Genomic DNA, 13,588 nt, shown 5'->3' on the forward strand with positions numbered 1-13,588 from the left:
CTTCTACGAAAGTCCGTCCGAGAGTCTAGTGGGAAGCGCCGAAGGTGAACCCGTCCGGATCATCTGGGCGCACCGACCGCAGCTCCGTCGGCATCGGCCACGGCAGCACGAAACGTTCGGTCTTGGCGGTCATGTCCCCGAAGTCCTCCTCCTTGACGACGATCCGCTCCGGCGTGACCTCCACCAGACGCACCCGCAGCGGTTGCGCCCACACACCTTCGAGCATGTACGGGTCGGCGAGATAGTGGAGACCGTGGTCGTCGAGGGCGACCTCGGCGTCGAGCCAGTCGGCGCCGGCGGCCACGGCGCGACCCAGCACGTCGTAGCTCGTCCACGCATCGCCCGACGCGTCGTCGGCGACAATCCAGCCGAGAAGTTCACCGTCCTCACGACGATACGGGGTCCAGTCAGACGGGATCGGCATCAGAAGATTCTAGTGTCAAGTTAGCCGTCAATCCACGCGATGACAGTGTGAGGTTCGGTGTATCGCGAACGAGCTCGGACACCGCATTCGTGTCAAAAGTGATCACTCGTCGAACTCGGCCGCACGGGGCATTTCGGTTCGATCTGTTACAGTTATTTCAGTAAGTTCAGATGTTGCAGCTATTGCCGGAGGTAGATCATGACGGACCTGTTGGCTCGCGACGCTCACGCGCTGCATCTCGCGCTGGAGCAGGCCGGCGACGAGGTCGAGGTCAGTGTCTCCCGCCAGACAGCGGAGTGGCTTGCCCAGTTGATCGACGCCAAGGCTCAAGGTCACGAAGTCGTACTGTCTCGCGGCGCGACGGAAGTCACCCCTGCGGAGGCGGCCCAATTGCTGGGTATGTCAAGGCCGCAGGTTCGCAAGCTGATGAACCAGGGACAGCTCGCCTTCCGCAAGGTCGGCACTCACCACCGCGTCACCGTCGCGTCTATCGACGCGTTCCTCGAGACTGAGCGCCGCCACATGGAGATCGGCATGACGGCACTCTCTTCACTTCAGAACGATCTGGGCCTGCTGGAGTGAGCGCGGACTCGGCCGAATCCCGCGCCCTGTTCAGCATCGTCTTGGGAGATGCCAACGTCCTGTACTCGCGTGTCTTACGCGACTACCTGCTCTATGCGATGACTCACCACTTGATCCGTGTCATCTGGAGCGCCGAAATCCTTGACGAAGTCATCGAACATCTGACGGCAAACATCGAGTCCTTCGACAAGGAGGCCGGACGCCGATTGGTCTCGGCCATGAACTCTGCGTTCCCGCATTCCCAGATCGAGATCACAGATGAAGCACGAGCGGCCGTCGCCGGGTACCGAATGACCGACGAGGACGACCGCCACGTCATCGCCGCAGCTGTCTCTGCCGAAGCAACAGCGCTGTGCAGCGACGACCGCACGGGCTTCCCTCCCGACGTCATGCAAGAATTGGGGATCAAGGTGATCACATCCGACAGTCTCCTGAGCGCCATCATCACGGACCATCCAGAGACCATGATCAAAGTGCACCGGGCACACGTCACCGGACTCAAAGGCGCAACGGATCAGTCAACACTCGATGCGCTTCGCCGCGCCGGGGCCCGCAACGCCGCAGAACTGGTCGAGACTCGCATTTGCGCATACCCGTCCTCGCCTCGCGCGTTGAATGACGGCGCGCTCCGCGCGTACAGGTTGGAGCAAGCGAAACGGGATCCCGCTGTCCTGGAAATCAACCGACTCGTATGGCGGATCAGCAAGCGGGAGAACCGCGAAGGCAAACTCGCATACCTTGATCCCACATTCGGTGGCATAGATGCGGAGGTCGTCCTCTTACTCAAGGCGCCGCAGGCCGACGCCGACGTCAGACGTGGAAGCGGTCGATTGTTGTCGCTCGACAATGACGACGATGTCGCCGCCACACTTTTCGAGCTACTCGGCGAACTGGGAGTCGACCGCAAGCGCTTCGTCGCATGGAATATGTGTATCTTCCCGATCCGGAACTTCGACCCATCCGATGAAGAATTCGTCAAGGGCAAGGAGGACTTCCGAAGTTTCGTTGCCCATCTCCGACGCCCGAAGACTATCGTCGTCATGGGCTCCGCGATTCGCAAGGGATGGCACGATCACGATTTCACGTCCGTTGCGCCCGGGCTCCGGACGGTGTTCACACCGTCGCCGTCGCCTCCTGGGATCGATCGGCCAGGTGCACGAAATGACCTCCGTATCGCCCTTGCGGAGGCGTTCAGAGCTTGAGCGGTCGCACTTCCGAAACGGACCGAACAAGTCACTCCGTCGTGACCCCACTCGCTGAGAAGGTGAACCGTCCGGATCGTCTGTGCGGGGTCCAATCAGCGGGTATGCGCATCGGATTCCTCTCCACCGATCACGGGATCCCAAGGATTCACGAGCTCAATACCCGTTCCGACGAAGTCCGATATGTTGCGAGTCGCCAATGTCGCGCCCCAGAACGCACAGATCGATGCAATCTGCGCGTCCAGCGCGGCGATCGGCCTGCCGACCCGTTCGCGACCGGCCACGATGCGCCCGTAGTGGCTCGCAGCGCCATGGTCGAACGGCAAGACCCTGTCGCGGAAATCGTCTTCGACAATCTCCTCAATCGCTCCGCCGAGGGCGGACTTCCGCTTGCCGTCCGGCAGCTGCTCCATCCCGTACAGGAGTTCAGCCTCAGTGACGGCCGTGATGAACACTTCGTCATCGAGGAGACCGTCGATCCACCCGATCACCTCGGGATTCGGTTCGACGCGGATCACCTCCGACACCACATCGGTGTCGAGGACGATCACTCGTCGAACTCCGCCGCGCGGGGCATCTCGGTGCGGGGAGGCAGTTCCAGATCAAAGCCGTCGCCGGCGAGGCGACGACGGATCCTCGTGGCAAGTCCGCGCTGACCGCGTGGTTCGTCGAGCGTGGTTCGCAGAATTTCACGAACTTCAGCCTCCATCGATCGGCCATGTTCGGCCGCACGGATGCGCAGTCGAGCCTTCAAGCCGTCATCAAGATCCCTGATCGTCAACGTCGCCATAGCCCATCTCCTTCATGCAATGCATTCAATGCTAGCAAGGACGCGGTGATGTGGACCAGCACGAGGAATGCGAAGGGATGACGCAATCCGCATGTCCGTCGTGTCGAAGGCGCCATGATGGGCGCATGGACTTTTATGACGACCGGATTCTGCCGCGTCTGGTGGAGAAGACGTGCGGGATGGCGGCGATGCGGCCGCTGCGGCAGCGGGCGTGTGCGGGACTGACCGGGGAGGTCGTGGAGATCGGGTTCGGTTCCGGGCTCAATGTCGGGCTGTATCCGGACGCGGTGACGCGGGTCAGTGCCGTCGAACCGTCCGACGGCGGCTGGGGGTTGGCTGCCGATCGAGTAGCGGGCTCGGCGGTGCCGATCGAACGGGCCGGCCTTGACGGTCAGCGACTTCCGTTCGACGACAACACTTTTGACAGTGCCCTGAGTACGTTCACGCTGTGCACGATTCCCGATGTCGCGGCGGCGCTCGCCGAACTGCGGCGGGTTGTGAAACCCGGTGGCACGGTGTGCTTTCTGGAACATGGGCGCGCACCCGACGAGAAGGTGCGTCGTACTCAGCGGCTGCTCGAACCGGTCCAGAAACGGCTGGGCGGCGGCTGCCACCTCACCCGCGACATCCCGTCCCTGCTCACAGGTTCCGGGCTGGTCGTCGCCGAGCTGGATCAGTTCTACGCGAAGGGTGCGCCGCGGCCGTATGGGGCGCTCAGCACCGGGACCGCATCCGTCTGAGCAGCAACACGTGTAGCCGTCGCGGTGATGATCACTGGTTCAACTCCGCCGCGACAGGGCTGGCTCCCACCGGACGCGGCTGCCGGCGGCGTCTGATCCAGCCGGTGACGATCCCATGGCTCGGGCTGAACAGGTAGACGAGGGTGAACAGGCTGCCCTGCACCACCACGACCATCCCACCGGGCGAGGTGTCGCGGTAGTAGGAGATGTAGAGGCCGACGAGGCCGCACAGCATCGACACGATGGGTGCGATGACCAGCATCCGGCTGAACCGGTCGGTCAGCAGGTAGGCGGTGGCGCCCGGGATGATGAGCATCGCCACCACCAGCACAATTCCCACCACCTGCAACGCCGTGACGGTCGTCAGCGCGAGCAGCCCGAGCAGCAGTGCGCCGAGCAGTCGCGGATTGAGTCCGATGGCGTGGGTGTGGATGGGATCGAACGCGAACAGGACCAGGTCACGGCGTTTGAGGAGCAACACCACCGCGACGATCGCGCCGAGCACCGCGATCTGCACCAGATCCGACCGCGAGACGCCCAGCACGTTGCCGAACACGATGTGGTTGAGGTCGGTTTGGCTGGGAGTCACCGAGATCAGCACCAGTCCGACCGCGAACAGCGTGGTGAACACGATGCCGATCGCCGCGTCCTCCTTGATGCGGCCCCGGTCACGGACCGCACCGATCAGTCCCACCGCCAGGAAGCCGAACACCACCGCACCGAGCGCGAACGGCGCGCCGACGATGTAGGCCAGGACCACGCCGGGCAGCACCGAATGGGAGACGGCATCGCCCATCAGCGACCAGCCGATCAGCACCAGCCAGCACGAAAGCAACGCGCACACCGCCGACGCTATGAGCGTCGTCGCAAGCGCTCGGGCCATGAACGAGTAGGTGAACGGGTCGATCAGGTAGTCGATCACGCCACACCCCCGGGTGCCAGGTCGAGCGGGTCCACTCCGAAGGCACGGACCAGGTTTTCCGGTTTGAGCACCGTCTCGGGGGTGTCGTGCACAAGAACCTTGCGCATCAGCAGGATCGCCTCGTCGGCCAGCGCCGGCAGTGCATGCAGGTCGTGCGTCGACACCAGAACGGTTACCCCGTCGGCGGCCAGGGCCCGCAGCTGCGCGGTGATGGTGGCCTCGGTGCGTTTGTCGACACCGGCGAACGGCTCATCGAGCAGTAGGATCGACGCCCCCTGGGCGATGCCCCGGGCGACAAATGCCCGTTTGCGCTGACCTCCGGAGAGCCGGCCGATCTGCCGGTGCCGATACTCGGTCAGCTCCACCCGGGCCAGCGCGTCGTCGACAGCCGCCCTGTCCTTGCGGCGCGGCCTCCGGGTGAACCCGAGTTGTCCGTAGCGGCCGGTCATCACCACATCCTCCACCGACACCGGGAACTGCCAGTCGATGTCCTCGGACTGCGGAACGTACCCGATCGAGGCCGACCGGCGCGCCGTGCGCGGTGCCTGGCCGCCGACGGTGACGGTGCCCGCATCGGGCCGCACCAGACCCATGATCGTCTTGAACAGCGTCGACTTGCCGGACCCGTTCATCCCGACCAACCCGCACACCGTGCCCGCCCGCAACGTCAGCGACGCGCCGTCGAGGGCGACCACGTCGCCGTAGCGGACGGTCACGTCGTCGACGACGATCGCGGCCGGATCAGTGGTTCTCATCGGTTCACCTGCCCGTCAGGCCCGACACGATGGTCTTCGCGTCGTGGCGGATCAAATCCAGATAGGTCGGCACCGGCCCGTCGGCATCCGACAGCGAGTCGACGTACAGAGTGCCGCCGAACCGTGCGCCCGTGGCTGCGGCGACCTGTTTCATCGGCCGGTCCGACACGGTCGACTCGCAGAACACCGCCGGCACGTCGTTGTCACGGACATAATCGATGGTCTCCGACACCTGTTTAGGAGTGGCCTGCTGTTCGGCGTTCACCGGCCAGATGTAGTGTTCGGCGATCCCTGCGTCGCGGGTCAGGTACGGGAACGCGCCCTCGCAGGTCACCAGGGCACGCTGCTTCTCAGGCACAGTGCGCAGCGCCGCGACCAGGTCGTCGTGCACCTGCCGCAGTTGCTTCTTGTAGGCCACCGCGTTGGCCTGGAACGCGACGGCGCCGCCGGGGTCGATGCCGGTGAAGGCCCGCACCAGATTGTCGACGTAGATCTCGACGTTCAACGGACTCATCCAGGCGTGCGGATTCGGTTTACCCGCATACGCATCGGAGGTGATGTCGATCGGTTTCACACCGTCGCTGATCACGACATGTTCGACGTCGAGCGGCTCGACGAACTGGGAGAACCACGATTCGAGGTTCAGACCGTTGTCGACGATGAGGTCGGCTTTCGCCGATCGCCGCATGTCGCCGGGGGTGGGCTCGTAACCGTGGATCTCGGCGCCCGGCTTGGTGATGGACCGCACGTGGATCCGGTCGCCGGCCACCACCGAGGCGATATCGGCCAGGACCGTGAAGGTGGTCACCACGATCGGTTTGCCGTCGTCGGGGAAATCCTCGGGTGCGCACCCCGACAGCGCACCCACCGCGACGACGGCAGCCACGACCGGCGCCCTCCACCGCAACCGACACCAGTTCCACATGCCCGATACCCTAATTTCGGGTAACCGAAATTTCTAGCAAGGGTGACCTGATTCTCACCCTGCGACGACGATCGGGTGATCAGGACCCGCCGGTCATGCGCCGCCGCGCCTCCGCCTGCGCGACCCGGCGCCGCAATGCCTCGGCCCGCTCGGCATACAGTTCCGGCGGCAGGTCGAAACGTTCGCCGAACTCCGACAGGTCGGCCGGCCTGACCCCCTCGTCGGGAACGATCTTGCGCAGCAACGGCTCGGGCAGTCCACGCTTCTTCCACTCACGGGGATAGCCGACCGACACCTCATCGAACTTGACGCCGTCGTACCAGGTGGAACGCGGAATGTGCAGGTGTCCGTACACGCAGTTCACCGCGTTGAACCGGGTGTGCCAGTCGGCGGTCAGCTCGCTGCCGCACCACAGCGCGAACTCCGGATACATCAGCACGTCGGTCGGTTCGCGGCGCAGCGGCCAATGGTTGATCAGGACCTTCCTCTCGTTCGGATCGAGCGCCTCCAGCCGCAGCCGGGTGGCCTCGATCCGCGCACGGCTCCACGCGTCCCGCGTCGGGAACGGTTCCGGGGACAGCAGGAACTCGTCGGTGGCCACCACGTTGCGTTCGCGGGCCAGCGCCAGCGCCGACAGCGTCGTCGTGGTGCCCTCGGGCCGGAACGTGTAGTCGTACAGCAGGAACATCGGCACGATCCGCACCGGCGGTTCCCCCGTGCCGGGATCGAACAGCGGATAGATGTCCTCGGGCGTCACCACGCCGATGTCCCGGCACGCCTGCACCAGATAGTCGTAGCGGGCCACCCCGAACAACTGACGCGGATCGCGGCTGGTCGTATACAGCTCGTGATTGCCGGGTACCCAGATCACGGTGTTGAACTTCATCTCCAACCGGCGCAGCGTGTCGATGATGTCGTCGGTGCGTTCGGCGACGTCACCCGCGACGATCAGCCAGTCATCAGACCTCTGCGGCCGGATCTTGCCGACGATCTCCTCGTTTCCACGATGCCCGACATGCAGATCACTGATCGCCCAGAGAGTAGCCACGAGGGTCCATAGTGCCAGAGCCCGCGTCCGGTATTGCGATCCCGGACGCGGGAACACCGAACATCGTCCCGCCCTGCTGATATGTTTTACATGTACTGACATATCAGAAGCCGGGCTATGGATGGAGATCTCTGTGATCGGTTCCTCGTTCGACGCCGACTGGACGGTCACGACCGAGACGCCCGGTCGACCCGCACGGACCGTCGGGCCGGCCACATTGCCGTACGACGCGATGATGTTCGAGACCCGCGATCCCGATTGCGCGGCTGCGCACAACACCGGCTACTTCCCCGGTGGTGTCTACCGCTACAGCAAGCGCTTCACCGCCCCGCAGGAGTGGCGCGACTGCGTCGTCGAGTGCGAGTTCGAGGGCGTCTATCACCGCTCGCACGTGCTGCTCAACGGCGTCGAGGTGGGCGGCTGCCCGTCGGGGTACACCGAGTTCAGGGTGCCGCTGACCGGGTTGCGGTTCGGTGAGACCAACACGATCGAGGTGATCGTCGACAACTCGCAGCAACCCAACAGCCGCTGGTACACCGGCAGCGGAATCTACCGTCCCGTGCACGTGCTGGTCGGGCCGGCGGTGCACATCGCACCCGGATACCCACAGGTGACGACGCGAACGGTCGCCACCGGGACCGCGACGCTCGACATCCGTACCGACGTGGTCAATGCCGGAGACACCGACCGCGACGTGTGGTTGGCGATCACGGTCGACGATCCGTCCGGACAACCGGTACAGCAGGCGCGGCGTACCGTTCAGGTGGCCACCGGAGCCCGGCTGCCCGTGACACAGACCGTCGAGATACCCGATCCCGCACTGTGGTCACTCCGATCACCCACCCTGTACACGGTGCGCGTCACCACTGCTGCCGGCGGACGCACCGACGAGGCACATGCCAGGTTCGGGATCCGCACCGTCGAGGTGACTGCGGCCTCGGGACTGCTGATCAACGGCGAATCGACCAAGCTGCGCGGCGCAGCGGTACATCACGACCATGGGGTGATCGGCGCGCATTGTCTCCCGGCCGCCGAGCACCGGCGCGTACGGCTGCTCAAAGAGGCCGGGTTCAACGCGATCCGCAGCGCCCACAACCCCGCATCACGGGCCATGCTCGACGCCTGCGACGAGCTGGGAATGTTGGTGATGGACGAGCTCACCGACGTGTGGACCCGACCGAAAACCACCTGGGACGCCTCGCTGGAGTTCACCGATCAGTGGCGCACCGACCTCGCGGCGATGATCGCCAAGGACATCAACCACCCGTCGGTGATCATGTACTCGATCGGCAACGAGATCGGCGAGACCGCGACCACCGACGGAATCCGGCTCGGCGCGCAACTCGCCGCGACGACCCGCGAGTTCGACCCTTCCCGGCCGGTCACCAACTGCATCAACGGTCTTCTCAATCTGGTGGCCTCCAAGGACGAGGCGAAGGCCCAGAGCAAGGCCGCCAAGGCCCGCGCCGCGGGAACCACGGCAGCCAACAAGAACCTGATTCTGCTGCTGAACCTGGCGATGGGTGCGATGAGCAAGATCATGAAAGTGGTCCTCACCAAACCGGTTGTCGACCGCAAGACCCGCGACGCGTTCGCCGACGTCGACATCGCCGGCTACAACTACATGGCTGCCCGGTTCCGCCAGGACCACCTGCTGCATCCGGACCGGATCGCCGTCGGCAGCGAGAATCCACCCACCCAAACCGTCGAGATCTGGCACGACATCGCCGACCAACCGCACGTCATCGGGGATTTTGTGTGGACCGGCTGGGACTACCTGGGCGAGGGCGCGATCGCCGCGGCCCGCTACAACGACCGTCCTCGGCTGTTCCAGCCGTACCCCGCGCTCGCGGCCGGCACCCCCAACTTCGACATCACCGGGCATCGGCACACGCAGACTTACCTCAACGAGATCGCGTGGGGTTCAAGTTACGGGCCGCATCTGGCGGTGCGGCCGGTCGACCATGCGCGGGACCGGCCGGTCGACTCCAGTTGGCGCTCCACCGACTCAATCCGCAGCTGGAGCTGGGCCGGGCTGGAAGGCGAACCCGCGACGGTCGAGGTGTACGGCGCAGACGGTGTGGCCGAACTGTCCCTGAACGGAGTACCGGTCGGGCGCGGGCAGATATCGGCGAAGTCCGGGCACCTGGTCAGCTTCACCGTGCCGTACGCGCCAGGGGAACTGACCGCGGTACTGCGCGGCACAGACGGCACTGAGATCGGCCGCGACACCCTGCGCAGTGCCGGACCGGACCTATGCCTGACGGTGCGGGCCGAATCCGGATCGCTACGCGCTGACGGCCACGACCTGGCGTTCGTACATGTCGAGATAACCGACGCCGAGGGCATCGTCCGGCCACTCGACGATCGTCCTGTATCACTTGAAATCGACGGTGCCGCTGCCCTGCTCGGATTCGGCAGCGCCGAACCGATCACCGAAGAAGGGTTCTGTTCACCTGTACACCGCACCTATCAGGGCCGGGCTCTGGCCGTACTGCGGGCCGGGCACGTGCCCGGCCAGGTGCGCCTGACCGCGTCGGCCCGCGGTTGCGCACCCGTCGATCTCACCCTCACCGTCGACGCAGCGGGCAGCGGAAGCGACGTCAGCGTTTGAAGTAGGTATTGCCGTTGCCGGTGTCAGTGAGTTTGGCGGTGCTGGGCCAGTAGGTGATGGTGTTGCCGTTGCCCGACACCGACAGCCGCTCGACGCCGCTGAGGATCACCTTGTTGCCGTCGCCGCTGACCAGCACCGAAGGACACATGCCCAGCAGCGTGACGATGTTGGCGTCACCGCTGATCAGGATCGCCTTACGGCCGCACGTCCAGACGACGGCACCCCGGTCCTGGCTGATCGTCGGGCCCTGGAAATAGTCACGCGAACCGCCGACCTGATCGTCGGCTTCGACCGTTTCCTCCTGGTTGCCCTCGTCGACCGGGTCGTTGTCCTCGGCCGCAGTCAGGCCGTCCTGGGTCTCGGGGCCGGGGGTCTCGGTGACGGTGACGGTCTCCGTCGCGATGACCTTGTCGAGTTGCTCGCAGCCGGACAGTGCCAGCATGCTCAGGCCCACGACCAACGCTGTCTTCGCCGGTCTCATTGCCATACGTTCGCTCCCCACCCCGCCGCCCGGACTCATTGCCGGCGCGAATCATCCTACGGACACCGTTCACCACGGTATGCAAATGCCGATCAGGTCACAGACTCCGTGCCGACGAGTTGCCAGCGTCCACCGAGAACCCGCACAACCACCAGAATCAGACGCAACACCATCAGCGCCACCAGACCCGACCATATCCCCGCCAGCCCCCAGCCGAGCACGAGCGACAACCAGATCAGCGGCAGAAATCCGCACAGCGCCGAGAACAGGGTGGCCTTGCGCAGGAACACCACGTCGCCGGCACCGAGTAGAACACCATCGAGCGCGAACACTATCGCGGCGATCGGCAGCATACCGACCAGGAACCACCAGGGCACCAGCATGGCGTCGCGGACGTCGGCATCTGAGGTGAACAGCCCCGGGATGGCCCCGGCACCGAGGGTGAACACGGCGGCCACGCCCACGGCGATCGCCACCGCCACCACGGTGACCCGCCGGGCGACGGTGACTGCTACGCCGGCCGCACCGGCCCCGAGCGCCGCACCCACCAGCGACTGCGCGGCGATCGCCACCGAGTCGAGCAGCAACGCGACGAAATCCCACACCTGAATGGTCACCTGATGGGCGGCCACGGAGGCCATCCCGAACCGTGCCGCGACGGCCGTCGCCGACACGAAACATACCTGAAACGACAGACTACGCAGGATCAGGTCACGCGCCATCAGAAGCTGCGCGGCGATGATCGAGCGATCCGGGCTCAACGACAGCCTTCGCCGCCGCGATTCGCCGATCAACCGGGTCACGAACAGCGCCCCCGTGATCGACTGGCCGACCACGTTGGCCACCGCACTGCCGGTCAGGCCCAGCCGCGGGAACCAGCCGACACCGTGGACCAGCCCGATCACCCCGGCAGCACCGATCGACAAACCGCACAGCACGAACAGAACCGGCCTGCGGGTGTCCTGCACGCCACGCATCCAGCCGTTGCCCGCCATCGACGCCAGGATCAGCGGGACACCGAACATCGCGATCCGCACCCAACGCGTCGCATCGGCCGCGACCTGTGCCGAGCCATCCTCGCCGGAACCCACCAGCGCGCCCATCACCACCGGCGCCAACGGATACGCGAGAACGATCAGCAGGACACCGACACCGAGCGCCACCCACGTCGCCTGCACACCCTCACGCACAGCACCGCCGCGATCACCGGCACCGAACAACCGAGCCGATCGGGCCGTCGTGCCATATGAGAGGAAGGTGAGCTGCGTACTGATGGTGGCCAGCACCAGCGTGCCCACGCCCAGGGCAGCGAGTTCGTGACCACCGAGCCGGCCGACGACGGCAAGATCGAGCAGCAGGTAGAAAGGCGGCGCGACCAGCACCACCAGAGCGGACACCGACAGCACCGCGATACGGCGCACACCGGTGTCGGGTACCCGCCCGTCAGTACCGTCGGCAGGCGCCGGGCCAGTGGTCAGAGGGACCTCAGGAACCGGTCGACCACATCGCCGACCACACCGCTGTCGCTGTAGCCTGCCGCCCGCCGATGGCCACCGCCGCCGTGCGCGCCGGCCAGCGGAACGAGATCGACCTTGTCCTTGGCCCGCAGCGACACGGCCCACTTCGACGGTGCGGTCTCCTTGAACACCGCCGCCACCTCGGCCTCCTCGGCGACGCGCAGCACGTCGATGATGCTCTCGACATCGGCCCAGCCCACCGGCCCCATCATGTCGTGTTCGACGACCGCGTAGATCACGCCGTGCCCGTCGCAGGCGTTCGCGTCGAAACGCGCCCCGCCGAGCACCTTGGACACCAGCGACAACCAGGACACCGGATGGCTGTCGAGCAGAACCCGGCTCCAGGCCGCACCGTCGACCCCGGTGTCCAGGAGCCGGGCACCGACGCGCAGCGACTCCGGACGTGCCCATTTGAAGGAACCCGTATCGGTGATCAGGCCGGCGTAGACGCAGGTGGCGATATCGGCGTCGATCTCGGCCCCGAGTTCGTCGAGGACCGCCAGGATCAGGATCGATGTGCAATCGGCGGCCGGATCGATCAGGTTCAACTCACCGAATCCGCTGTTGGATACGTGATGGTCGATGACGATGTTGTGTTCGGCACGTTCGAAAACGGCGCCGAGATCGCCGAGACGACCGAGGGTCGCCGCGTCGACCGACACCACCACCGGATGACCCACCACCTCACCGGCGGGAACCACCAGATCGGCTCCTGCGAGCGCAGTCAGCGACCGGGGCAGCTTCTCGGACCCCGGAAACGACACCTCGACGTCGACGCCGCGCCGCGACAGCCCCAAGGCCAGCGCCAGTCCGCTGCCGATCGTGTCGGGATCTGGCCGGACATGACAGAGAATCGTCACGGCCGTCGCATCGCCGAGCACCTCGGCGACGTCCTGGGGCGTGCTCGCCCTCACTCGGTCCGACCGTCCTCGTCGTCGTGCCGGTACGGATCCGCCTCGCCCGCGGGCTGGGCCGCGGCCGCCTGCTGCGCGACTGCGAGGTCGTTGGCCCGGGCGCGGGCGACGAGCTCTTCCATGTGCCGGGCCGCGTCGGGCACCGAGTCACGGACGAACGTCAGCGTGGGGGTGAACCGGACACCTGTCCCCGCACCGACCTTGGACCGCAGGACTCCGGTGGCTTTGGCCAGGCCGGCGGCCGCTTCGGCGTAGTCGGGCGGCGAATCGATGGACTCGCCCATCACTGTGTAATAGAGCGTCGCCTCGTGCAGGTCGTTGGTGACGCGGGCGTCGGTGATGGTGACGTGCGCCAACCGCGGATCCTTGATGTCGTGCGCGATAGCGGAGGCCACGATCGAGGAAATCCGCTTGGCCAGCCGTTGTGCCCGTGCGGGGTCAGCCATATGTCACGTCCTTTCACATTTCAAAGTACTACTACTCCCCCGGAGCTCGGAGCGTGCGACGCCACGTCGTGTGACGCGTCACTTTCAAGGGAGGAAACACCGGGCACGACCGCAGCGCACAGGGTCCGGGTGGACCCTGTGCGCCGGGATGCGGGACAGCGGATCAGTCGCGCGGCTTCTCGCGCAGCTCGTACGTCTCGATGACGTCGTCGACCTTGATGTCGCTGT

At 65.6% G+C, this 13,588-nt stretch carries 15 protein-coding genes; 4 read left to right on the forward strand and 11 right to left on the reverse strand.

Features of this window, described 5'->3' with window-relative positions; translation table 11 throughout:
* Positions 1-25 precede the first annotated feature (25 nt).
* Positions 26-424, reverse strand: coding sequence for a hypothetical protein (locus tag Q0627_RS16055; protein WP_291012008.1), 399 nt, complete (start codon positions 422-424; stop codon positions 26-28).
* 198 nt (positions 425-622) lie between these two features.
* On the opposite strand from Q0627_RS16055, the gene Q0627_RS16060 reads away from it, so the two are divergent.
* Entirely contained in the window at positions 623-1,006 is a 384-nt protein-coding gene (locus Q0627_RS16060) for a helix-turn-helix domain-containing protein (protein WP_291012006.1), read from the forward strand.
* Positions 1,003-2,208: a PIN domain-containing protein gene (locus tag Q0627_RS16065; protein ID WP_291012004.1), complete on the forward strand. Its 1,206-nt coding sequence runs from the start codon at positions 1,003-1,005 to the stop codon at positions 2,206-2,208. Before Q0627_RS16060 ends, Q0627_RS16065 begins: the two co-directional genes overlap by 4 nt.
* A gap of 95 nt (positions 2,209-2,303) precedes the next feature.
* Here Q0627_RS16065 and Q0627_RS16070 read toward each other — a convergent pair whose 3' ends face one another.
* Both Q0627_RS16070 and Q0627_RS16075 read right to left on the reverse strand, forming a co-directional pair.
* Positions 2,304-2,759, reverse strand: coding sequence for a type II toxin-antitoxin system VapC family toxin (locus tag Q0627_RS16070; protein WP_291012003.1), 456 nt, complete (start codon positions 2,757-2,759; stop codon positions 2,304-2,306).
* Positions 2,756-2,998, reverse strand: coding sequence for a FitA-like ribbon-helix-helix domain-containing protein (locus Q0627_RS16075; protein WP_291012000.1), 243 nt, complete (start codon positions 2,996-2,998; stop codon positions 2,756-2,758). The genes Q0627_RS16070 and Q0627_RS16075 overlap by 4 nt, the downstream gene beginning before the upstream one ends.
* Before the next feature lie 125 nt (positions 2,999-3,123).
* Here Q0627_RS16075 and Q0627_RS16080 point away from each other — a divergent pair, with 125 nt between their 5' ends.
* Positions 3,124-3,738 carry a class I SAM-dependent methyltransferase gene (locus Q0627_RS16080; protein ID WP_291011997.1) on the forward strand — a complete coding sequence of 205 codons (615 nt, stop codon included), beginning with the start codon at positions 3,124-3,126 and terminating at the stop codon, positions 3,736-3,738.
* A 31-nt stretch (positions 3,739-3,769) separates the two neighbouring features.
* Here the strand turns inward: Q0627_RS16080 and Q0627_RS16085 are convergent, their stop codons facing one another.
* The 4 genes from Q0627_RS16085 to Q0627_RS16100 all read right to left on the reverse strand — a co-directional run bounded on the left by Q0627_RS16085 (position 3,770) and on the right by Q0627_RS16100 (position 7,388).
* Positions 3,770-4,621 (reverse strand): metal ABC transporter permease, encoded by an 852-nt coding sequence (locus tag Q0627_RS16085; protein ID WP_298811401.1) that lies wholly within the window; start codon positions 4,619-4,621, stop codon positions 3,770-3,772.
* A gap of 35 nt (positions 4,622-4,656) precedes the next feature.
* Positions 4,657-5,415 carry a metal ABC transporter ATP-binding protein gene (locus tag Q0627_RS16090; RefSeq protein ID WP_291017620.1) on the reverse strand — a complete coding sequence of 253 codons (759 nt, stop codon included), beginning with the start codon at positions 5,413-5,415 and terminating at the stop codon, positions 4,657-4,659.
* 4 nt (positions 5,416-5,419) lie between these two features.
* Positions 5,420-6,340 (reverse strand): metal ABC transporter substrate-binding protein, encoded by a 921-nt coding sequence (locus Q0627_RS16095; protein ID WP_291017618.1) that lies wholly within the window; start codon positions 6,338-6,340, stop codon positions 5,420-5,422.
* Positions 6,341-6,419: 79 nt separating this feature from the next.
* A complete protein-coding gene (locus Q0627_RS16100) occupies positions 6,420-7,388 on the reverse strand; it encodes a metallophosphoesterase (protein WP_291017616.1) in 969 nt (322 codons plus the stop codon).
* Between the two features lie 121 nt (positions 7,389-7,509).
* Between Q0627_RS16100 and Q0627_RS16105 the strand changes: the two genes are divergently transcribed.
* A complete protein-coding gene (locus tag Q0627_RS16105) occupies positions 7,510-10,002 on the forward strand; it encodes a glycoside hydrolase family 2 TIM barrel-domain containing protein (RefSeq protein ID WP_291017613.1) in 2,493 nt (830 codons plus the stop codon).
* Here Q0627_RS16105 and Q0627_RS16110 read toward each other — a convergent pair.
* The 4 genes from Q0627_RS16110 to rbfA all read right to left on the reverse strand — a co-directional run bounded on the left by Q0627_RS16110 (position 9,992) and on the right by rbfA (position 13,360).
* On the reverse strand, positions 9,992-10,489 hold the full coding sequence (locus Q0627_RS16110) for a DUF3060 domain-containing protein (protein WP_291017610.1): 498 nt from the start codon (positions 10,487-10,489) through the stop codon (positions 9,992-9,994). The genes Q0627_RS16105 and Q0627_RS16110 overlap by 11 nt on opposite strands.
* Before the next feature lie 86 nt (positions 10,490-10,575).
* Positions 10,576-11,904, reverse strand: coding sequence for an MATE family efflux transporter (locus Q0627_RS16115; protein ID WP_291017608.1), 1,329 nt, complete (start codon positions 11,902-11,904; stop codon positions 10,576-10,578).
* Positions 11,905-11,957: 53 nt separating this feature from the next.
* Positions 11,958-12,914 carry a bifunctional oligoribonuclease/PAP phosphatase NrnA gene (locus Q0627_RS16120; RefSeq protein ID WP_291017605.1) on the reverse strand — a complete coding sequence of 319 codons (957 nt, stop codon included), beginning with the start codon at positions 12,912-12,914 and terminating at the stop codon, positions 11,958-11,960.
* Positions 12,911-13,360 carry a 30S ribosome-binding factor RbfA gene (gene rbfA, locus Q0627_RS16125; protein ID WP_291017602.1) on the reverse strand — a complete coding sequence of 150 codons (450 nt, stop codon included), beginning with the start codon at positions 13,358-13,360 and terminating at the stop codon, positions 12,911-12,913. The genes Q0627_RS16120 and rbfA overlap by 4 nt, the downstream gene beginning before the upstream one ends.
* Between the last annotated feature and the right edge of the window lie 228 nt (positions 13,361-13,588).

Source organism: uncultured Gordonia sp. (assembly GCF_937858515.1).
GTDB lineage: Bacteria > Actinomycetota > Actinomycetes > Mycobacteriales > Mycobacteriaceae > Gordonia.